We start from the raw sequence: 22,277 nt of genomic DNA, 5'->3' as shown, positions 1-22,277 counted from the left end.
GGTCTGTATTAATTCGCTTTTTCTACTAAATTAACTTCTACTGCACCTGTATTCTTTAAGAATTCAGCCATATCAATTTCATTGTGATTAGCGACTGATAGTTCCATTAAAAAATGATCATCGGTTGTTCTTGGATCTGGATTTTCAGCCGATTTAAATGGCCACATTCTACTTCTTAAGTAAAAGGTAATAACCATTAAGTGGGCTGCAAAAAATACCGTAAGCTCGAACATAATTGGCACGAAAGCCGGCATGTTTTCTAGATAACTAAAACTTGGCTTACCACCTATATCTTGAGGCCAATCTTCAATCATAATAAAATTCATCATAACTGTAGCCACTGTTAAACCAATACATCCGTAAATAAAAGCTGTAATGGCAAGACGTGTTGGTGCTAATCCCATGGCTTTATCTAGTCCGTGAACTGGAAAAGGTGTATATATTTCGTCTATATGATATTTTGCTGCACGTACATCTTTAACCGCAGACATTAAAATATCGTCGTCTGTATAAATAGCGTGAATAACTTTTGAAGATTCCATATGCTACTTTTAATTTTTTGAGTTATTAACTGAGGTTCCAGATGTTCTAGCATCAGCTCCGGTTCCTACCAAACTATCACCTCTTTCTCTAATCTTTTTATAACGCTCTCCAGATGATTTTAAAATCGTCTTAACTTCAGCTTGTGCAATAACAGGGAATGTTCTAGCATATAATAAGAATAATACAAAGAAGAATCCTATGGTTCCAATAAAAATTCCTATATCTACAAATGTAGGAGAGAACATGGTCCATGACGATGGTAAGTAATCTCTGTGTAACGATGTTACAATAATTACGAAACGCTCGAACCACATACCTATATTTACCACGATAGAGATAAAGAAGGAGAACATGATACTTGTTCTTAGTTTTTTAAACCACATAAATTGTGGTGAAAATACGTTACAAGACATCATCATCCAGTATGCCCAAGCATAAGGACCAGTTGCTCTATTTAAGAACGCGTATTGTTCGTATTCTACTCCAGAATACCAAGCCATGAATAACTCTGTAATATATGCTACCCCTACAATAGATCCGGTTAACATAATTACAATATTCATTAATTCGATATGTTGTACTGTAATATAATCTTCTAGGTTACACACTTTTCTCATAATAATAAGAAGTGTGTTTACCATTGCGAATCCAGAGAAAATTGCACCTGCAACGAAATAAGGAGGGAAAATGGTAGTATGCCATCCTGGTATCACCGAAGTTGCGAAGTCAAAAGATACAATAGTGTGTACAGAAAGTACAAGTGGTGTTGCTAAACCTGCAAGTACTAAAGATACCTCTTCAAAACGTTGCCAGTCTTTAGCACGTCCAGACCAACCAAAACTTAAAATAGAATAGATTTGTTTTTGGAATGGTTTAACAGCTCTATCTCTAAGCATAGCAAAATCTGGTAATAAACCTGTCCACCAGAAAACTAATGATACAGATAAATAAGTAGAAATTGCAAATACATCCCAAAGTAAAGGAGAGTTAAAGTTAACCCATAACGAACCAAATTGGTTTGGAATAGGTAATACCCAATATCCTAACCATGGACGACCCATGTGAATAATTGGGAATAAACCTGCTTGTACAACCGAGAAAATGGTCATTGCTTCTGCAGATCTGTTAATTGCCATTCTCCATTTTTGACGGAATAATAAAAGTACTGCAGAAATTAATGTTCCTGCGTGACCAATACCTACCCACCAAACAAAGTTGGTAATATCCCAGGCCCAACCTACGGTTTTATTTAAACCCCAAGTTCCAATACCAGTTGATACTGTGTATAAAATACATCCTAATCCCCAAAGGAAAGCTACTAAGGCAATAGAAAAGACTATCCACCATAATTTATTCGCTTTTCCTTCTACAGGTCGTGCTACATCCACCGATACATCGTGGTATGATTTTTCACCTGTAACTAAAGGTCTTCTAATAGGTGCTTCGTAATGAGACGCCATATCCTTATCTAATTATTTCTTGATTCGTTATTATGCTTCTGTTGTATTTCTCACTTTTGTTTGGTACATCACATTAGGTTTTGTTCCAATATGCTCTAACAAGTGGTACGTACGATTATCTTCTGTAAGTTTTGATACCTTACTGTCTTTGTCATTAATATCTCCAAATACCATGGCTCCACTGCTACATGCTGCAGAACAAGCGGTTTGGAATTCACCATCTTTAATAAAACGTCCATCACGTTTCGCATCAAGGATCGTTTTTTGTGTCATTTGAATACACATAGAACATTTTTCCATAACACCACGAGAACGTACTACTACATCTGGGTTTAATACCATACGTCCTAAGTCATCATTCATATGGTAATCAAACTCATCATTACCATTGTATAAGAACCAGTTAAAACGACGTACTTTATATGGACAGTTGTTAGCACAGTAACGTGTACCTACACAACGGTTATATGCCATATGGTTTTGTCCTTGACGACCGTGTGATGTTGCCGCAACTGGACAAACAGTTTCACATGGTGCGTGATTACAGTGCTGACACATTACAGGTTGGAAAGCAACTTGCGGATTGTCTGAAGCGTGTTCTAATTCTCCAAATCCTCCTAAAGATCCTTTATCACCCCATAGTCCAGAAAACTCATCTTTCTTAGTGTTATCTTCACTAAATGTGTCATCTGAAGAATAATATCTATCTATACGTAACCAGTGCATATCACGGCTACGACGAATTTCACTTTTACCAACAACTGGTACGTTATTTTCGGCATGACAAGCTATTACACAAGCACCACACCCTGTACAAGCGTTTAAGTCGATCGATAAGTTAAAGTGATGACCGATAGTACGATCAAATTCAGACCATAAATCTACATCTGGAGACGTCACTGGAGTTTCTACGTGGTTTAAAGATACCACTGGAGTAGAATTCCACTCTGCCTTATCTTTAGTATTGAAGATCTCTAAAGTCGTTTCCTTAACAATATCTCCACGTCCCATTAATGTATTGTGTAACTGTACACAAGCAAACTCATGCTCGCCTGCTGCAGCACTTACACTAACATTTTGAACTGTATTAAAATCTTGATATAAACCAAAAGCGTTTACACCCGTTTTCATTTCTTCTTTTAAGCCTTCGGTTCTACCGTAACCAAATGCTAAACCAACAGAACCTTTAGCCTGACCTGGTTGAATAAGTACTGGTACACGCTCTAAAGTAACACCGTTAACAGTAACCTTAGCATAACTTCCGTTTAAACCACCGTTTGCCACGTGTCTGTTAGATAAACCTAAGGCTTCAGCATCGGCTTTAGAAACGGTTAAATAGTTATCCCAAGACGCACGCGAAATTGGATCTGGAAATTCTTGTAACCATGGGTTATTGGCTTGTTGACCATCTCCCATTCCTGTTTTAGAATACAATACCAATTCTAAGCCTTCAGAAGTCGCTGAAGCAACTAATGCAGAAGCAGCAGCTGCGCCAGAAATGGCATTAGCACCATCAAATTCATTTGAACTTGAATCTGCATCTCCACCAACCGTTTTAGTAGATGTTGTAGTTACGTAACCTTCTTGATCTTCTTTTGCTAAACCAATACCTACAGCGGCATCATGAATAACTTTTCCAGCCCAAGTTCTATCTTTTTTACCTACTAAAGTTGTTTTAGTCGTTTCGATAGTTTGCTTAGAAACGCCATTTACTAAAGCTCCTAATGGACCTGGAATAAATGAACCATCGTGCAATGCTTGGTTGAAATTAGAATCTCCTAAAATACCAGAGTTCCATGTTTCTTTAATAAAATCATGGTAAGTAGACGAATTACCTGTCCATGCTAGTAAAGCATCTTGAAATTGTTTTGTATCGAACAACGGACGAATAGTTGGTTGCGTTAACGCATAATGTCCGCGTTTTAATTCAACATCACCCCATGATTCTAAATAGTGAGGTGCTGCTGCTAAATATTGTGTTTGAGAAGCTGTTTCATCTAATTTCATAGAGAATGTTACAGCTAAATCTGTTTTTGCTAATCCTTCGGCAAATGCAGCAGCGTTTGGTAGCGTATATAATGGGTTTACACCACTCATAATAACAGCACCTACACGACCTGCGTTCATGTCTGCTACTAATTTAGCAACATCTTTATCGTTACCTTGTCTTGTAAATACAGTAACTCTAGGCTTAAACGCCTTACTACGTAATGCAGCATTAATTTCTAAAACTAAAGCTTGTGCGTTTACATCTTGAATTCCTGTAACTACTACACCAGCTCTACCTGATTTCTTAAGTAAATCTGCCGCCTTTTTAACAGCCGCCTCAATATGCTCTGGCAAAGTTCCAGAAACCGAGCTACCTACTATATAACCATATAATTTAGCTAAAGCTACTTTTTGCTGACTTGGAGTACAAGGAATACGATTATCGGCATTGGCTCCCGTTAAAGACATATTAGCTTCAAACTGAATATGACGAGACATTTTACCTTCTTTAGGAATACGACCAGCAGAATATCCTGCATCGTAACCACCACCTTGCCAGTCACCAATAAAATCTGCTCCTATAGAAACAATAGTATCGGCTTGAGCAAAATTATAATTTGCTAATCCGCGTCTTCCGTATTTCGCTTGGTAGGCGTCTAAAGCTGCAGATTCTGAAATGGCATCATAAACTACATGACGTACATTTCCGTATTTTTCTTTGAAAATATTAATTAAGCGTTCTGTAGACGGGCTAGCAAAAGTTTGTGTTAATAACACGATATCCTTTCCACCACTACCTATACTAGATAATTTTGAAGTTATTTCGGCATTGAAATCGCTCCATGAAATAGGATTACCTTCTTTTAAAGGCCCCTGAACTCTTAAACTATCATACAAACCTAACACAGAAGCATTCACTCTTGCATTTGCGTTTCCATTAGTTTTTGCTAAGGAATTGTTCTCAATTTTAATAGGACGACCTTCACGTGTTTTAACTAAAACACTAGCGAAATCAAAACCATCGGCTATCGTTGTAGCATAATAGTTTGCAACACCTGGAATGATGTTTTCCGGCTGAACTACATAAGGAATCGATTTAATAACTGGTCCTTCACAAGCTGCAAGCGATGCGGCCGCTGTACTAAAACCAACATATTTTAAGAAATCTCTTCGAGTTGTAGAAGATGACTCAAGCGTTGCTTTATCACCTAAAAACTCGTCTGTAGGAATTTCTTCAACAAATTCGTTTTGTTTTAGCGCCTCAACAATAGAGCTATTTTCGTTTAGCTCTTCAACACTTTTCCAGTATTTCTTGTTTGATGACATATTGTATAATTGAATTACTTCTTAAATAAATTAATAATGACACTTACCACATTCTAAAGCACCCATTTGCGCAGCTGTAAGCTCCTCAACACCGTACTTTTTAGATAATTCTTCGTGGATTTTTGTATAGTAATCGTTGTCTTTTACTTTTACGTTTGTTTCTCTGTGACAGTTAACACACCATCCCATAGTTAAAGGCGCATGCTGATACATAACTTCCATTTCTTCAACAGGACCGTGACATGTTTGGCATTCTATACCTCCTACTGTTACGTGTTGAGAGTGGTTAAAGTATACGAAATCTGGTAAATTGTGAATTCTAACCCATTTAACCGGATGCGTTTCACCTGTATAGGCTTGCTCTTCGTCATCCCATCCTACAGCTTTATATAACTTTTGAATTTCGCCATCGTAAAACTCTTTACTATGTTCTGGCGTAGCCGTGCTTTCTGCTACTTCATAAATAGATTTATGACAGTTCATACACACATTTAATGATGGAATTCCTGAAGTTTTACTAACTCTTGCAGAAGAGTGACAATATTTACAATCGATACCGTTATCTCCAGCGTGAATTTTATGAGAATAATGAATTGGTTGTACCGGTTGATACCCTTGGTCTACACCTACTTGCATCATATATCCGTAGGCATAATACGCCCCTACTAATAGTAATAAAATAACCGATACTAACACTAAGAATTGATTTTGAACAAAGGCTTTCCAAAGTGGTAAACGAGACGTTTTTTCAACCGCTACACCTTTAGCTTCTGCAAACTTATTTAAGGTTTGGCGTACTAAAATTAAAGCCATTGCTAGTAAACCGAATAATAAGACTAAGGCTCCTAATATAATTTTATTAGAAATACCATCGCCTTCACCACTAGCCTTTGCAACACCTACCGGACCAGCAGCTGCTGGCGCAGGAGCAGCTTTTTCCTCTGCCGTATACGCTAATATATTATCAATATCTTCGTCTGACAGCTGAGGGAATGCTGTCATCGGAACATTATTATATTCTTTGAAAATTTTGTTGGCATATGCATCTCCCGACTTAATAAGTCCTGAGCTGTTGCGAATCCAAGAATGGATCCAATCTTTATCAACGCCTTCTTCACTTAGGTTTGCTTCGATATTACGCAAAGCTGGACCTGTCATTTTTTTATCTAATTGGTGACATGCTGCACAATTAGAATTAAATAAAGCCTTTCCCTTTGCCGGATCTCCTTGAGCCGAAAGTGAGCTTGTAAACGCAAGTAAAATAACTATAGCTAAACGAAAGATGTTTTTGCTAAATTTACGGTGAATCACCTGTTTCATATTATTGGTTGAATTAACTTCTAAACTTTGGTATGATTTTTTCATTTATAATCGAAAAAAATACAATTTTAAAATCTGAACAAAAATAACATTTAAAGTGGATTGTGAAAACCTAAGATTACGGTTAACCTTAATTTAGATGGGTTCTAAATAAAAAATTATTATCTGTTTATGGGAATTACTTTTACATTTGTAGCAAATAACTTGAAAATGAAATTATTGAAAATAAAACTTATTGTAATCACTGGGATTTGTGCTGCATCATTCTCTACTAAAAGCTTTGCCCAACAAGGAAACATTGCTGTTAATCAGGATGAAAAAATAGTCAAACTTCTGGACGTTAAGAAAGAAATGGACAAGGATGAAAACGCTTCAGACCGGTTTAAAATTCAAATTTACTCTGGTAATCGCGCATCTGCAGAAGAAACGCTTAGCGACTTTAAAAAGGAAAATCACCAATGGAAATCGACTTTGGTTTACGAAACACCTAACTATAAAATTTGGGTAGGAAGTTTTAGAACCCGTTTGGAAGCCGATCGCGCCTTGTTAGTTATTAAAGAAAAATATCCGAATGGATTTATTTTTATGCCCAAAGTAAAAAGTTAAAACACAAAAAAGGCGACCAAATGGTCGCCTTTTTTTATGTAATATACTTTACTACTTTATTTAAGTTTCTTTTTTACTTCTATTTCGTGGAACGATTCAATAACGTCGCCTTCTTTAATATCATTGTAGTTTTTAATTTGCATACCACAATCATATCCTTTAGACACTTCTTTTACATCATCTTTAAATCGTTTCAACGACGCTAATTCTCCAGTGTAAACAACAACACCATCTCTAATTAAACGTACACCGTTAGTTCTAACAACTTTCCCGCTAGTTACCATACAACCTGCAATACTACCAATTTTAGAAACTTTAAAGATTTCTCTAATTTCTGCAGTACCAGTAATCTCTTCTTTAAGCTCTGGAGATAACATACCTTCCATCGCATCTTTAAGATCGTTAATCGCATCGTAGATAATTGAGTAAGTACGGATATCTATTTCTTCCTTATCTGCAATCATTCTTGCATTACCCATTGGTCTAACATTAAATCCGATAATAATCGCATCTGATGCAGAAGCTAATAACACATCACTTTCTGTAATGGCACCAACACCTTTATGAATAATATTGACTTGAATTTCTTCGGTAGATAGTTTTTGGAATGAATCGGTTAAGGCTTCTACAGAACCATCCACATCTCCTTTAAGGATGATATTTAATTCTTGGAAATCACCTAATGCAATACGACGACCAATTTCATCTAGAGTAATATGACGCTGTGTGCGTACAGATTGCTCACGTTGTAATTGTGCACGTTTCGTAGCAATTTGTTTTGCTTCACGTTCGTCTTCAAAAACATTAAATTTATCACCGGCTTGTGGCGCACCATCTAATCCTAATATAGACACTGGTGTACTTGGACCTGCTTCTTTAACTTCTTTTCCACGTTCGTCGTGCATGGCTTTTACCTTACCGCTGTTTTTACCAGCTAAAACGTAATCTCCAATTTTTAATGTTCCGGCTTGTACTAAAATTGTAGATACATAACCACGACCTTTATCTAGGAATGCTTCAACTACAGTACCTGAAGCTAATTTATTAGGATTTGCTTTAAGCTCTAATAATTCGGCTTCTAGTAAAACTTTTTCTAATAATTCTTTAACACCAGTTCCTTGTTTCGCAGAAATATCGTGAGATTGAATTTTTCCTCCCCAGTCTTCTACTAATAAGTTCATTTGTGCTAAACCTTCCTTAATACGGTCCGGGTTAGCTGCTGGTCTATCTATTTTATTTATAGCAAAAACAATTGGTACTCCCGCTGCTTGTGCGTGGGCAATTGCTTCTTTTGTTTGTGGCATAATATCATCATCGGCAGCAATAACAATAACTGCTAAATCTGTTACTTGAGCACCACGAGCACGCATGGCTGTAAAGGCCTCGTGACCAGGTGTATCTAAGAACGCGATTTTCTGACCGTTTTCAAGAGTTACCCCGTAGGCACCAATATGCTGTGTAATTCCTCCAGATTCTCCAGCGATCACATTTTCTTTACGAATATAATCTAGTAAAGATGTTTTACCGTGATCTACGTGTCCCATTACCGTAATAATTGGTGCGCGTTCAATTAAATCTTCTGGTTTATCTTCTACAACTTCTATATTATCTTCAAGATCTGAAGTTACAAATTCTACTTTATAACCAAATTCATCGGCAACAATTGCAAGTGTTTCGGCGTCTAGACGTTGGTTCATGGTAACCATCATACCTAACGACATACAAGCCGAGATAATTTGAGTTACCGAAACATCCATCATGGTAGCCACTTCACTAGCCGTAACAAATTCTGTTACTTTTAAGATTTTGCTTTCTACTTCTTGCTGATCAAGATCTTTCTGACTTTGTTCTCTGTGAGAATCTCTCTTATCTCTACGGTATTTAGCACCTTTACCTTTACTAGATTTCCCTTGAAGTTTCTCTAAGGTTTCTCTAACTTGTTTTTGAACTTCTGCTTCGCTAGGCTCTTCCTTTACAATTGGACGTCTAGCTTGACCTGGCCCTCCTGGTTTTTTACCTTTAAAACGATCGTTTCCAGATCTTGGTCCTCCAGTAGTTCCTGGTTTAGCATTAGGTTTATTATCGCCTGGTTTACTAATACGGCGACGTTTTCTTTTATTTGTATTAGCCGCATTATCTGCACCAGCTTTAGCAACTGGTTTCTTTTTAGGCTTATTAAATTGAGATAAATCTATTTTTTCTCCCGCAATCTTTGGCCCAGAAAGCTTTTGGTATTGCGTTTTTAAGCGTTCTTCTTCAACAGGTTTATCGTCTTCTGCTTTTGGAGCTTCCTTTTTAGCAGGTTCAGATGGTTTCGAAGGAACTACTTTTTTCTCCTCTTGCTTAGCAGTATTTTCCTGCTTTGGCGTATTAGGCTTAGATGCAACTGGAGGTTTTGCTGGAGCGGTAACCGATTTTGGTTTTTGTTCTACTTTTGGAGTATCTTGAACTTTTGGCGCTTCCTTTTTTTCCGGTTTGTCTTCCTTCATTGCAGGTTTCTGCTCAGTTTTTTCAACTGGCTTCTCTTCCTTCTTCTCTTCCACTTTAACCGTTTCTGTTTTTGGAGCTGTAGTTTCAGGTTTTACATCTTCAACTTTTGGTTGAACAGGCGCTTCCTTTTTCTCTTCAAGTGTTGAAACACTTTTTGGCTTTGGATCTAAATCGATCTTACCCACTTGTTTCGGACCCGAGAGTGTTGATTTGGCTTTAACTATTTGCTCCTTCTTAGCTTCTTCTTTTTGTTTTGCTTCAAGTTCACGCTCTCGCTGCTCACGCAAGGCTTCTTTTTCTTTCAGCTTTGCTTCACTTACTTCTTGAGAGGCCACCTTCTTACTAGCATCGGTTTGAAATTCGCCAGAAAGTACATTGTAAACTTCCTGAGAAATTTTCGTAGTAGGACGCTTATCGATATCTATGCCTTTAGTTTCTAAAAAATCTACTGCACGATCGATAGAGATGTTTAACTCACGTAAAACTTTATTTAATCTTATTGTTTCAGCCATAAATTGCCTTTAATATACCCCAAATATAAGTTATTCTTCAAACTCTTCTCTAAGAATTCTAATAACTTCGTTAATTGTTTCTTCTTCTAAATCTGTTCTTTTCACTAAATCTTCAACATCTTGCTCAAGAACACTCTTTGCTGTATCAAGCCCAGCTTTGCTTAACTCGTCAATAATCCATCTATCAATTTCATCAGAAAATTCTGTTAACTCAACATCTTCTTCTGCACCTTCTCTAAACACATCTATCTCATAACCAGTTAATTGACCGGCCAATCTAATATTATGTCCACCACGTCCAATGGCTTTACTAACCTCTTCAGGTTTTAAAATAACTTCTGCACGTTTGTTTTCTTCATCAATTTTGATTGAAGTCACTTTTGCTGGACTTAACGCTCTAGTGATGTACAATTGAAGGTTATTTGTATAATTGATAACATCGATATTCTCGTTTCCTAACTCACGAACTATGCCATGAATTCTAGATCCCTTCATACCCACACAGGCTCCTACAGGATCTATTCTATCGTCGTAAGAATCTACAGCTACTTTTGCTTTTTCACCAGGAATTCTTACTACATTTTTAACAGAAATTAAACCATCGAATACTTCTGGTATTTCTTGTTCGAATAATTTTTCTAAGAATAAAGGTGATGTACGCGACATAATAATTGCCGGTTTGCTACCTTTTAACTCTACGTTTTCTATTATTCCTCTAACATTATCTCCTTTTCTAAAGAAATCTGAAGGTATTTGTTTTTCTTTTGGTAAGACGATTTCGTTTCCTTCGTCGTCTAATAATATAATAGCTCTGTGACGTATATGATGCACTTCGGCCGTATAAATATCTCCAATTAAATCTTTAAATTGCTTGTAAATATTAGTATTGTCGTGTTCGTGAATTTTAGAAATTAAATTCTGACGTAATGCTAAAATAGCACGACGACCTAAATCTATTAACTTTACTTCTTCAGACACATCTTCACCAACTTCAAAATCAGGCTCAATTTTACGAGCTTCACTTAATGAAATCTCTTGGTTAGGCTCTTCAACCTCGCCATCTGCCACAACAACACGATTTCTCCATATTTCTAAATCGCCTTTATCTGGATTTATAATAATATCAAAATTATCATCATCTCCAAATTTCTTTTTTAAGGCATTTCTAAAAACATCCTCTAAAATCGCCATTAACGTTACACGATCTATTAATTTATCGTCTTTAAATTCCGAAAAAGAATCAATTAACGCCAGATTTTCCATAACTCTTTTGAATTAAAATTTAATCATCACTTTTGCTTCTACAATATCGTTATAAGCAATTTTAGCTTCTTTTTGAACAGTAACTTTACCTTTACCAACTGGTTTAGGCTCTCTTGCTTTCCATTCTAAAACTATTACGTCTTCATTAGCGTCTACCAAAACAGCTTCTATATCTTCTGTTTTTGTTTTAACTTCTAGTGTTCTTCCTATGTTTTTAACAAATTGTCTGCTTTGCAATAAAGGAGACGCTGCTCCTGCCGACATAACTTCTAAAGAAAAATCTTGCTCCTCTCTATCTATATTATTCTCAATAGCTCTGCTAACAAACATGCAATCCTCGACACTCACACCTTCATCACCATCAATAATTACCTTAATGGCATTATCTCCAGAAATGGTTAAACTTATCAAAAACAAATCGTTTCGTTCTTGTAAGGCGTTTTCTAATAAATTCTCAACAGTTGTTCTAAACATTTTTTAGTATAAAAAGAGGGGACTCTGTCCCCTCGCATATTCTTTTTTCTTACAACGGGGCAAATATACAATTTTTTTATTGATTCTCGCAACCTTTCAAATATCAATTTTTATCCGTATTTTTATATAGATATTTAACAGCAAAAATTAAAGCTATGAAACGAATATTAGTCCCTACAGATTTCTCGAAAGAAGCAGAATACGCTACAAAGATTGCAGCGCAATTTGCAAAACAATTTAACAGTGAAATTTACTTTCTACACATGTTAGAATTACCTATACCAGAGATAGATAGATTTAATTCTAGCTACAGCGAAATACCAGAAGCCTTGTTTTTTATAAAATTGGCAAAAAAACGCTTTAGCGAATTATTGGCGAAAGATTTTTTAAGCGACCTTACCGTACATCATTCTATAAAAACAAACACCACTTTTGAAGGCATAAAAGAAACCGCTAAAGAATTAGACATAGATTTAATTGTTATGGGGTCTCATGGGGCTACCGGATTTAAAGAAATGTTTATTGGCTCGAACACAGAAAAAGTTGTAAGAACATCTCACATCCCTGTTTTAGTAATTAAAAGCAAAACAGAACACTTTAAAGCAGACGATGTTGTTTTTGCATCAGATTTTAAACTCGACAACAAACACACCTATTTACAAGCTGTTAAGTTTGCAGAGAAATTTAATTCGAAGATTCACCTACTCTTGGTTAACACGCCAAATAACTTTATAACCACGACCGAAGCTACAAAACGAATTAAACATTTTGTATCGCAGACTGATTATTCTAATTACACGATAAACATTTACAACGATGATACCGTAGAAAAAGGAATTTTAGATTTCGCAGAACACATTAAAGCCGACGTTATAGGCATAAGTACACATGGCAGACAAGGTATTGCACACTTCTTTAACGGAAGCATAAGCGAAGACATTGTTAATCATGCCATAAGACCGGTAATTACTTTTAAAATATAAAACCTAGCTAACAGGTTTGCTTTAAAAGAGGCTGTATAAATATTACATTGTCGTTTCCCTGAACAACATTCAGCATGACAGCTTTTAAATAATTTTATACAGCCTCTTTTTTATAACCTAAAAAAAGATAAATGCTAAATACTCACTGGGGGCGCTCCCTATTTTTCATAGAAACTATCATCCCCTCCGCCTGATAATACTTTTCAGACTTAATAATATTTAACAACCAATCGTAATGATTTTTAGAACGGCGCTTAAATCTGTATCGTAAAATTTGCTCCATAGTAGTAAGGTTTTAAAAGCAGGTAATCCATTAATTAATAGAATTTTAGGATCTATTAAAAATACAACACTACACCATACACTATTCACAAATTAGTTGAAGCACCTATTTTTTCGACAATACTATATACACCAAACACATAAACCAATATTTTTTACTTTTAACAGACTATCAGACAGCGATTTAAAAAGAAAAAGATCTGCCATTTATAAATTATTGAGAAAAACACTGGTAAAAAACAACACATTTAGGGACAACAACACAAAAAAAAACCTTCAAACAACATTCGCTGCATTTGAAGGTTTTGAATAAAATATAATTTAAAACGACTACTTCTCTCCTATTAAAGGTAAAGCTTCTTGCAAATCTGCATCGATAGAAGTTTGCACATAGCGTTCGAATTGTAAAAACTGAGAGGCTTTTTTAGCTCCTAAAGCTTTCTTTACTTTTTTATAATATTTTTTCTGAATTTTTTCATTCTTTGCACGAATTGAAAATGTTTCTTTTACAATAGCATCAGCTTGCTCATCTGTTACACTGCTATACTCATCAACGTAAGTCTTAAGCAGCTCCAATTTACGGTTAGAAATTGTTTCGCGCTCCGCAGTATAAGCATCATAAATTTCCCAGAAGGTCATAGATTGATTAGCATCTAGCTCCATAAACTCTCCAAGTACTGTTTTCTTTTCAGAATTAAATAAATCTTTAAAAGCATCTAGCTCGGCTTGTTGCGCAGAAACTTGAAAACAGAATAGTACTGTTAAGATTAGTAAGATTTTTTTCATTGTGTATATTTTTATTAATTAATAATATTACGAATATACGCAAAAAAGAAAGCTTTAAAAGCAAAAACAAATAGCTAAGTATGGAAAAAACAAAACCCTAACCTTTTTCAAGATTAGGGTTTGTTGTTGGCCCACTAGGGCTCGAACCTAGACTCTTTGGTACCAAAAACCAACGTGTTGCCAGTTACACCATAGGCCATCAATAATTTGAGAGTGCAAATTTAGAACATATTCTAATATATCCAAACATTTTTTTAATATTTTTTTATCTAATTATTAAGGTTTACTAAAAACGCTTCCCCGTTACATAATTATTATTAAATTCGCTCCACCAAATAAACACTGAATTTCATGACACAATTCAACTTTAAAAAGTGGAATACCATCTTAGGCTGGGTGACTTTTGCAATTGCATTATTAACGTATGGTCTAACAGTAGAACCTACAGTAAGCTACTGGGACGCTGGAGAATACATTTTAACCTCAGCAAAACTACAAGTAGGGCATCCGCCAGGGGCACCACTCTTTCAAATGCTTGGTGCATTCTTTTCAATGTTCGCTTTTCAACCTAGTCAGATAGGAATCATGCTAAATTTAATGAGTGCCGTAGCTAGTGCATTCACTATTTTATTTATGTTTTGGACCATTACTTTATTATTAAAAAATATTATTTCTAAAGATAAAGTACTTTCAAAATCTAAATATATGGCCATTCTTGGAAGTGGTTTAGTTGGTAGTTTAGCCTTCACTTTTACCGATTCGTTTTGGTTTAATGCTGTAGAAACAGAAGTGTATGCCATGGCGACTTTAATTATGGCTGCCATGTTTTGGTTAGGCTTACGTTGGGAACAAGATATGGACACACCTCGCGGAAACCGCTGGCTGGTTATCATTGCTTTTGTTATTGGTCTATCGTTTGGTGTTCACTTTATGGGATTATTAACTATTCCTGGAATAGCATTACTTTACTATTTTAAACACTATAAAACAGTCACGGTTAAAAATTTCATTATTGCAAATGTGGTTGCGGTTGCTATTTTGTTATTCATTTTTAAATTATTACTTCCTAACGCCTTAAAATTCTTTAGTACCTCAGAAATATTCTTTGTAAATTCTTTCGGGATGCCTTTTAATTCTGGAACCATAATCGCTGCCATTGTACTTATTGCTGCATTCTATTTTGGTTTAAAATATACCAGACAAAAAGGCTATGTACACTTAAACACTTTAGTACTTTGTTTATTATTTATTTTTATAGGATTCTCTTCTTGGCTTATGCTTCCTATTCGGGCCAATGCTAATGTGGTTGTAAACGAAAACAATCCGTCTGATGCTCGCGAATTATTGGCTTATTACAATTTAGAACAATATCCTGAGACCCATTTATTTTACGGACCTCAATTTACCGATCAATATGCTGGTTTAGATGAAAACAATCCATATATTGACGATAAACCCAATTACGAAAAAGATGAAGCGCAAGGAAAATATGTTATTGTAAACGACTACAAACGAGCAAAACAAAATTTTAACTCGAAGCAAGCATCTATTCTTCCTAGAATGTGGAGTACAGAGCATGCCGAGAACTATATGTTATTTACAGGGTATTTAGATTTTAAATTGAAACCTGAATACCAAATGGAAAACCAACTGCGCTCTGCGGTTTCAAACTTTAAAAACGATGTGGCACAGGGTAATGTCGATTTTAGAGGTTACCATAATTTTTTAAAACAATTCGGACAGTATTTAGATGTTGAAAAACCATCTTTAATGAGTAATATTATTTACATGTTCGAATACCAATTAGGTTATATGTATTGGCGTTATTTTATGTGGAATTATACTGGTAGACAGGATGATATTCAGGGGAAATACGACAATCACGGGAATTGGTTAAGCGGAATTAATTTTATTGACGAATGGCATTTAGGTATGCCACAAACCAACCTACCGTCCGATGTAAAAAACAATAAAGCGAGAAACACCTATTATTTCTTACCTTTTATTTTAGGACTAATCGGATTGTTTTTCCTTTTCAATAAAGACAAAAAATTGTTTTGGGTACTTTTGGTATTCTTCTTATTTACAGGTGTTGCCATTCAGGTTTACACCAATGTACGCCCTTTCGAGCCAAGAGAGCGTGATTACTCGGTAGTAGGATCGTTTTATGTGTTCGCCATCTGGATTGGTTTCGGAGTGTATGCCATTTTCGAAGCCCTTAAAAAGCATATAAAATCTCCAGCATTAGCACCGGCAGTTACCCTTGCTTGCCTTGTACTTGTACCTGGTATTATGGCTGCAAACAACTGGGACGACCATGACAGATCTGACAAATACACGGCGCGTTCTATGGCTAAGATGTATTTAGATTCTTGTGCCGAAAACGCCATCTTATTTACCATTGGAGATAACGACACCTTTGCCCTTTGGTATGCTCAAGAAATTGAAGGCTACCGTACCGATGTGCGTATTGTAAACACCAGTTTATTCCAAACGGATTGGTATATCGACCAGATGAAACGTAAAGCTTACGAGAGCGACCCTATTCCTTCTCAGCTTACACATGAACAATACCGCTACGGAACTCGCGATTATATCATGAAACGTATTGTCTCTACAGACACCATGAACATTAAAGATTTTATAAATTTTGTAGGTAGCGATAACCCAAAAACAAAATTTAAATACATCTTGGAGGCTCAAGGCGAAGACCCTAGTTATTACCCTACACAATTACAAAACTCAAACTATTTCCCTGTAGAAAACATAACGGTTCCGGTAAACAAGCAAGCGGTTCTAGAAAACGGCGTAGTAGCACCAAAAGATGCCGATAAGATTGTAGATAAAATTTATCTGAAAATAAAGGAGAATGCCCTTTATAAAAATCGTTTGTTAATGTTAGATATTATTGCAAACAACGACTGGAAACGCCCTATCTATTTTACAGGTGGAAGTTTTGGCGACGACGATTATTTATGGATGAAAGACTATCTTCAACTAGATGGAATGTGTTATAAATTAGTTCCGATAAAAACGCCTTTAAACCGTAACAATCCGTTCGATATGGGTCGCGTAGATTCAGAATTAATGTACGAAAAAGTTAAAAATTGGGATTGGGGTAACAGCGGAAGTCCAGATATTTATCACGATCCAGAAACCCGTAAAAACTCAATTTCTTACCGCGGAAACTTAGCGCGATTAATGGAGCAATTAATAAACGAAAATAAACTAGACAAAGCAGAAGATGTTGCTGATATAGCAATGAAAAATATGCCTGTAGATTATTTCGGATATTACACCTTATTAGAACCATATATTAGCGGATATTACGAAGTTGGTGCAGAAGATAAAGCACGTAAATTATTTACCGAATTAGCTACAAAATATCAAGAGTATTTAGCGTATTACAGCACTTTAAAAGTTGAAAAACAATATGAGGTAGCCGAAGAGATTGTAACCAATATAGAGCGCTACAAATCTTTAGTCGATGTATTATTACGATACGATGACGACTTTGCTAAAACAGAAATGAAGACTTTTAACAACAATTTACAGTTGTTCGAGCATTTCTATAGCGACCGTCCGGAACAACCACAAGCACCAACAGATTTAGACTTACAACCTAATGTCGATAGCAGCGTAGTACCAATAGAGTAAAGCATGGATTTAATTCCGGTTAAAATACCAAAACTTATAAAAGGCATATACCCAAACTACATTTGGGATATGCCTTTTTTAGATAAAAAAACCATTTATCTCACTTTTGATGATGGCCCAAATCCAGAAATTACACCATGGGTTTTAAAGACTCTAAAAACTTATAATGCCAAAGCAACCTTCTTTTGTATTGGCGATAATGTTCGTAAATATCCAGACATTTTTAAATCGGTTCTAGCCGATGGTCATGCCGTAGGAAACCACACTTTTAATCATTTAAAAGGATGGAAAACAAATACAGAAGATTATATACACAATGTAGAAAAAGCAGCCCAGTTAATTCCTTCTAAATTATTTAGACCTCCTTACGGGAAAATTAAAAGAAAACAAGCCAAACTATTAATAGCGCAAGGCTACCAAATTATTATGTGGAGTATTATAACTTTTGATTGGGATACAAACTTAGCTGAAGAAAACTGTTTTAAAAATGCCATTAAGCATACAGAGAACGGACATATTATTGTGTTTCACGATAGTTTAAAAGCAGCTAAAAACATGCAGTACGCACTACCCAAAGTGTTAGCACATTTTAGCGAAAAGGGATACGATTTTAAAGCGCTTTCCTTTTAAATAAATTTCTGAACAATCCCTATTAAGGTATTCGCATCTTGCTCGCCACTTTGTCGCCATTTCATTTCGCCATTTTTATAAACAATTAAGGTAGGCAAACCCTTTACACGTAGCGCCTCTGCTAATTCTTTGTTCTTTTCAACATCAATTTTAATTACTTTAGCTTTGTCTCCAAGAGCAGCGGCCACATCGCGTAATACAGGATGCATGGCTGTAGATTGCTCATTCCACTCCGTAAAGAAGTTAAGTAATACTGGAATGTTTACATCTATTAATTCTCCGAATTTTGACATATTTAAGAGTTTATGAGCTCATTTTAAAAATTACAATGTTCTTGTTTTATTAATTAAACAAGACATTTGCTCAAGTTATGTAATATAAAAATAAGCATTTCTATATTAATAATAACATTTCTGTTAAATTATGCAGTTTCAGGGCCTTTTTTAAGCTCGATAACGGTAATTTCTGGCCATATACCAACACGTCCAGGATATCCTAAAAAACCGAAACCTCGATTTACATTTATAAGCTGTCCTTTTTCCTTATAAATACCGGCCCAATATTTATAACGCCATTTTATAGGGCTCCATTTAATCCAACCCGGAATTTCAATACCAAATTGCATTCCATGTGTATGTCCGCTTAATGTTAAGTGATAATGTAAATCATCAAAAAGGACTTCGTCTTCCCAGTGTGACGGATCATGACTCATTAAAATTTTAAAATCGTTTGGATCGATTTTAGATACGGCTTTCTTTAAATCGCCTGCCTTTTTAAAATGTCCTCTCCCCCAGTTTTCAACACCAATTAACGCTATACGATCTCCATCTTTTTCTAGATACCTACTTTCGTTCAGCAATAAATCGAAACCTAGCTCTTTTTGTATCGTTTTTAATTCTTCTAAATTCTGAAGTTTATCCGCTTCGTTATCCCATTCCACATAATCGCCATAATCATGATTCCCCAATACCGAAAACATACCATCTTTAGCCTTTAATCTGCCAAAGGTTTCTTTCCAAGGAATCATTTCCGAAGCCATATTATTTACCATATCTCCGGTAAATAAAATGGTATCCGATTGCTGTTCATTTATTAAGTCTATAGCATATTCTATCTTCTCTTTATTATCGAAACTTCCGCTATGCACATCGCTAATTTGAGTAATGCGATACCCGTCAAAAGCATCGGGGAGATCTTCAAAATTTAAAGTGTATTTTAACACTCTAAAATCGTATTTCCCTTTAAACATGCCATATAACAAACCGGCAAACGGAATAGATGCCAACCCTAAAGCGACTTTACTAATAAACGAACGTCTGGAGGCGATATACCCTGCTTCAGGTTTATCTTTATAAAAATACCTATACAATGCACGAGGCATACGCACGATATCTTCGGAAAGTAACACGATAAGTAGAATGGCTTTTGGCACGATAACCGCTAATAGAAATCCAAAAGCATAACTTCTTATATGATTAAGTACTTTTGCATGACTAGGATTAAGTATAACTTGATAAATAAAATTACCCAACACCAAGGTACTTAAACCCCAATAAATCCAATACATCCAACTTCTCTTTGTAGCCGATTTAACCGCTTGAAAAGCATACCAATCTAAAAGAATATAAAGAATTAAAAAAATTGTCCAGCGAAGCATAAATTGAATTTAATTGGTAAAATTAATAATTACACTTTCAATCTGTCTTATTAAAGTGTTAAAGCTTACAAGCCTATAATGACCTAACATAGACCTAGTTTAAAACCATTTTAGAGTGAAGTCGACAAGTTTTTGTTTTAAGCTAGAATACGGCGGAAACAAAAATTCTATACTCCCTTTGGTATGTTGTTTTAATACCGAACGCATATTAGAAAACTCTTGAAACCCGAAAATTCCATGCGCCTTTCCTATTCCGCTATTATTGCTACCTCCAAAAGGCAAATGATGATTACTATATTGCAACACATTGGTATTAATACAGGTACTACCCGCCCGCGTATTATCGATTATAAACTGGGTCTGGGTTTTATTTTTACTATAAATGTATAGCGCCAAAGGTTTTTCTTTTGAATTGACATAAGTAATGGCTTCGTTTATGGTCTTATATGTTTTAATTGGTAATATAGGACCAAAAATTTCCTCTTGAAGCAAACTAGCATCTTCTGGCACATTAGACATTACAGTAGGCTCTATAAAACAATCTGCTACTTTACTTGCACCTCCAATTTCTATAACGCCATGCTTTAATTTAGCATCTTCAATGTGGTTTATAAGCCGGTTAAAATGTTTTTCATTTACAATTCTAGCATAAGCCTCAGACAAAGACGCATCGCCATAAAACGTATGTAACGCCACTTTTAATTCCTTTAAAAATGCCTCTTTAACCGATTCTTCTATTAAAATATAATCTGGTGCAATACAAGTTTGCCCATTATTTACAAACTTCCCCCAGGCAATTCTGCTAGCTGTTGCTTTTAAATTTGCAGAAGCATCAATAATTGCTGGCGACTTCCCTCCCAACTCTAAAGTTACCGATGTAAGGTGTTTAGAAGCCGCTTCCATAACCACCTTTCCTATATTGGGCGAACCCGTAAAAAAGATATGGTTAAAAGGTAGTTTTAACAATGCTGTAGACACCTCTACCTCACCTTGAACCAAAGCAATTTCTTGTTCCGAAAATAGATTAGAAATAATTTCAGCCATTAATTGCGAACAATGAGGCGTTAATTCCGATGGTTTTAAAATAACCGTATTGCCAGCCGCAATGGCCGAGACTAGTGGCCCAAAGGTTAAGTTTAACGGGAAATTCCAAGGCGAAATAATTAAACACACACCTTTTGGCTCATAAGTATACCACGACGATGCACCTAATAATGCTAGAGGCGTATGCACTTTTTGTCGTTTCATCCACCCTTTTAATTCCGAAATCACGTGGTTAATTTCTCCAATAACCGGATAAATTTCGGTTAAATCGGTTTCTATATAAGGCTTTTTAAAATCGGCATAAATAGCCTCTCTAATACGTTGTTTGTAGGTTGTTTCTATCGCCTTTTTTAATGCTTTTAATTTTAAAATCCGTTCGCTGTAGGTTGAATTTCCTACTGCAAATTGATTTTCTTTTTGTGCATTAAATAGTTGCTGAAATGTATTAGACATCTAAGGCGTTATTATGAGTAGAAGCCGAAAAATCATGCAATCCTTTCACAAATAAATTTGCTAAAAAGTGTGCCATTTTTTCTTTCGATGCTTCAAAATATTTCTGATGCGAACAGATAAATAATTCTGAAGCCGACGAAATGGCCACCAAGCTAAACATTCTAAAATACATATCGTCTACCAAAGAGACTTCTGGAAAACGCTTAATATCGTCTTGCATGTTTTTTACTATACTTAAAATGCTTTCACTGTTATAAGATACGCTTCTAATCTGATTCTGATTATTTTTATGAAACATAGCCATTTTTCCAGTGCTTACCAAATCGAAATACGCCTTAAACGAAGCATATAAAAAATCGTATGCATTATCTACCCCAGCTTGCGCTTCTTTAACTTCGAAATTAATTTCGCAATTTAACCGGTCTATAATCTCGCAAAACACATCTTTTGGCGTATTATAATAATTATAAAACGTACCTCTTCCAATTTTGCTAACTTCTACAATATCACTTATAGAAGTGTTTTCTAAACCTTTTTCCGAAAACAAACTCAGCGAAGCTTTAATAATTCGCTCCCGTTTTTCAATTTTATTTTGTTCTCGTCTACTGGTCTGCATATTCCTTTTCTGCTTAATTTAAGGAACTAAAAATACATAATAAAGGCCAAAAGGCATGAAAAACACGACATAATAAAAACCCAAATCTGTATTATTAGCAACTTTAAATTAATAATGATTTAAATTGGGCTCATCTTGAATTTATTTCTGAATAACACACCATTTTTTGTAGATTTGACATTCTTT

15 protein-coding genes, 1 tRNA gene and 1 pseudogene are annotated in these 22,277 nt (G+C 35.4%); 4 read left to right on the top strand and 13 right to left on the bottom strand.

Annotation, left to right across the window (positions count from 1 at the left end; all coding sequences use genetic code 11):
• Positions 1-8 precede the first annotated feature (8 nt).
• The 4 genes and pseudogenes from A9D35_RS12605 to A9D35_RS12590 all read right to left on the bottom strand — a co-directional run bounded on the left by A9D35_RS12605 (position 9) and on the right by A9D35_RS12590 (position 6,638).
• Positions 9-542, bottom strand: coding sequence for a DUF3341 domain-containing protein (locus tag A9D35_RS12605; RefSeq protein ID WP_066223550.1), 534 nt, complete (start codon positions 540-542; stop codon positions 9-11).
• A 39-nt stretch (positions 543-581) separates the two neighbouring features.
• Positions 582-2,003 (bottom strand): annotated as a pseudogene (gene nrfD / locus A9D35_RS12600) (NrfD/PsrC family molybdoenzyme membrane anchor subunit); the annotation flags it as partial.
• Between the two features lie 30 nt (positions 2,004-2,033).
• Positions 2,034-5,318 carry a TAT-variant-translocated molybdopterin oxidoreductase gene (locus tag A9D35_RS12595; RefSeq protein WP_066223546.1) on the bottom strand — a complete coding sequence of 1,095 codons (3,285 nt, stop codon included), beginning with the start codon at positions 5,316-5,318 and terminating at the stop codon, positions 2,034-2,036.
• 30 nt (positions 5,319-5,348) lie between these two features.
• Positions 5,349-6,638 (bottom strand): c-type cytochrome, encoded by a 1,290-nt coding sequence (locus A9D35_RS12590; RefSeq protein ID WP_066226074.1) that lies wholly within the window; start codon positions 6,636-6,638, stop codon positions 5,349-5,351.
• A 210-nt stretch (positions 6,639-6,848) separates the two neighbouring features.
• Here A9D35_RS12590 and A9D35_RS12585 point away from each other — a divergent pair, with 210 nt between their 5' ends.
• On the top strand, positions 6,849-7,244 hold the full coding sequence (locus A9D35_RS12585; RefSeq protein WP_066226071.1) for an SPOR domain-containing protein: 396 nt from the start codon (positions 6,849-6,851) through the stop codon (positions 7,242-7,244).
• Positions 7,245-7,300: 56 nt separating this feature from the next.
• On the opposite strand, the gene infB is transcribed toward A9D35_RS12585, so the two are convergent.
• The 3 genes from infB to rimP are packed head-to-tail and all read right to left on the bottom strand — an operon-like array spanning position 7,301 to position 11,983.
• Positions 7,301-10,246: a translation initiation factor IF-2 gene (gene infB / locus A9D35_RS12580; RefSeq protein WP_066223545.1), complete on the bottom strand. Its 2,946-nt coding sequence runs from the start codon at positions 10,244-10,246 to the stop codon at positions 7,301-7,303.
• A 30-nt stretch (positions 10,247-10,276) separates the two neighbouring features.
• Complete coding sequence (gene nusA / locus A9D35_RS12575; protein ID WP_066223542.1) at positions 10,277-11,509, bottom strand: transcription termination factor NusA; 1,233 nt, start codon at positions 11,507-11,509, stop codon at positions 10,277-10,279.
• Between the two features lie 12 nt (positions 11,510-11,521).
• Complete coding sequence (gene rimP / locus A9D35_RS12570; RefSeq protein WP_066223540.1) at positions 11,522-11,983, bottom strand: ribosome assembly cofactor RimP; 462 nt, start codon at positions 11,981-11,983, stop codon at positions 11,522-11,524.
• Between the two features lie 155 nt (positions 11,984-12,138).
• Between rimP and A9D35_RS12565 the strand changes: the two genes are divergently transcribed.
• Positions 12,139-12,966: a universal stress protein gene (locus A9D35_RS12565; RefSeq protein WP_066223538.1), complete on the top strand. Its 828-nt coding sequence runs from the start codon at positions 12,139-12,141 to the stop codon at positions 12,964-12,966.
• Between the two features lie 612 nt (positions 12,967-13,578).
• On the opposite strand, the gene A9D35_RS12560 is transcribed toward A9D35_RS12565, so the two are convergent.
• Together A9D35_RS12560 and A9D35_RS12555 are read right to left on the bottom strand one after the other, a co-directional pair.
• Positions 13,579-14,034 (bottom strand): hypothetical protein, encoded by a 456-nt coding sequence (locus A9D35_RS12560; RefSeq protein ID WP_066223536.1) that lies wholly within the window; start codon positions 14,032-14,034, stop codon positions 13,579-13,581.
• A 126-nt stretch (positions 14,035-14,160) separates the two neighbouring features.
• Positions 14,161-14,233 (bottom strand) — tRNA-Gln (locus tag A9D35_RS12555).
• 152 nt (positions 14,234-14,385) lie between these two features.
• Between A9D35_RS12555 and A9D35_RS12550 the strand changes: the two genes are divergently transcribed.
• Entirely contained in the window at positions 14,386-17,691 is a 3,306-nt protein-coding gene (locus A9D35_RS12550) for a glycosyltransferase family 117 protein (protein WP_066223533.1), read from the top strand.
• A gap of 3 nt (positions 17,692-17,694) precedes the next feature.
• The gene (locus A9D35_RS12545) at positions 17,695-18,321 is read left to right on the top strand and encodes a polysaccharide deacetylase family protein (RefSeq protein ID WP_066223531.1); all 627 of its coding nucleotides are present in this window, start codon (positions 17,695-17,697) and stop codon (positions 18,319-18,321) included.
• On the opposite strand, the gene A9D35_RS12540 is transcribed toward A9D35_RS12545, so the two are convergent.
• The 4 genes from A9D35_RS12540 to A9D35_RS12525 form a co-directional block, all read right to left on the bottom strand.
• Positions 18,318-18,614: a thioredoxin family protein gene (locus A9D35_RS12540; protein ID WP_066223529.1), complete on the bottom strand. Its 297-nt coding sequence runs from the start codon at positions 18,612-18,614 to the stop codon at positions 18,318-18,320. The genes A9D35_RS12545 and A9D35_RS12540 overlap by 4 nt on opposite strands.
• A 128-nt stretch (positions 18,615-18,742) precedes the next feature.
• Positions 18,743-19,978 carry a metallophosphoesterase gene (locus tag A9D35_RS12535; RefSeq protein WP_066223527.1) on the bottom strand — a complete coding sequence of 412 codons (1,236 nt, stop codon included), beginning with the start codon at positions 19,976-19,978 and terminating at the stop codon, positions 18,743-18,745.
• Between the two features lie 99 nt (positions 19,979-20,077).
• A complete protein-coding gene (locus A9D35_RS12530) occupies positions 20,078-21,475 on the bottom strand; it encodes an aldehyde dehydrogenase family protein (protein WP_066223523.1) in 1,398 nt (465 codons plus the stop codon).
• Positions 21,468-22,091 carry a TetR/AcrR family transcriptional regulator gene (locus A9D35_RS12525; RefSeq protein WP_066223521.1) on the bottom strand — a complete coding sequence of 208 codons (624 nt, stop codon included), beginning with the start codon at positions 22,089-22,091 and terminating at the stop codon, positions 21,468-21,470. Before A9D35_RS12525 ends, A9D35_RS12530 begins: the two co-directional genes overlap by 8 nt.
• Positions 22,092-22,277: the final 186 nt, after the last annotated feature.

This window comes from Formosa haliotis (genome assembly GCF_001685485.1).
GTDB classification, from domain to species: domain Bacteria; phylum Bacteroidota; class Bacteroidia; order Flavobacteriales; family Flavobacteriaceae; genus Formosa; species Formosa haliotis.
Note: the sequence above shows the minus strand (reverse complement) of the source record. Positions and strands in the feature narration are given on the sequence as shown.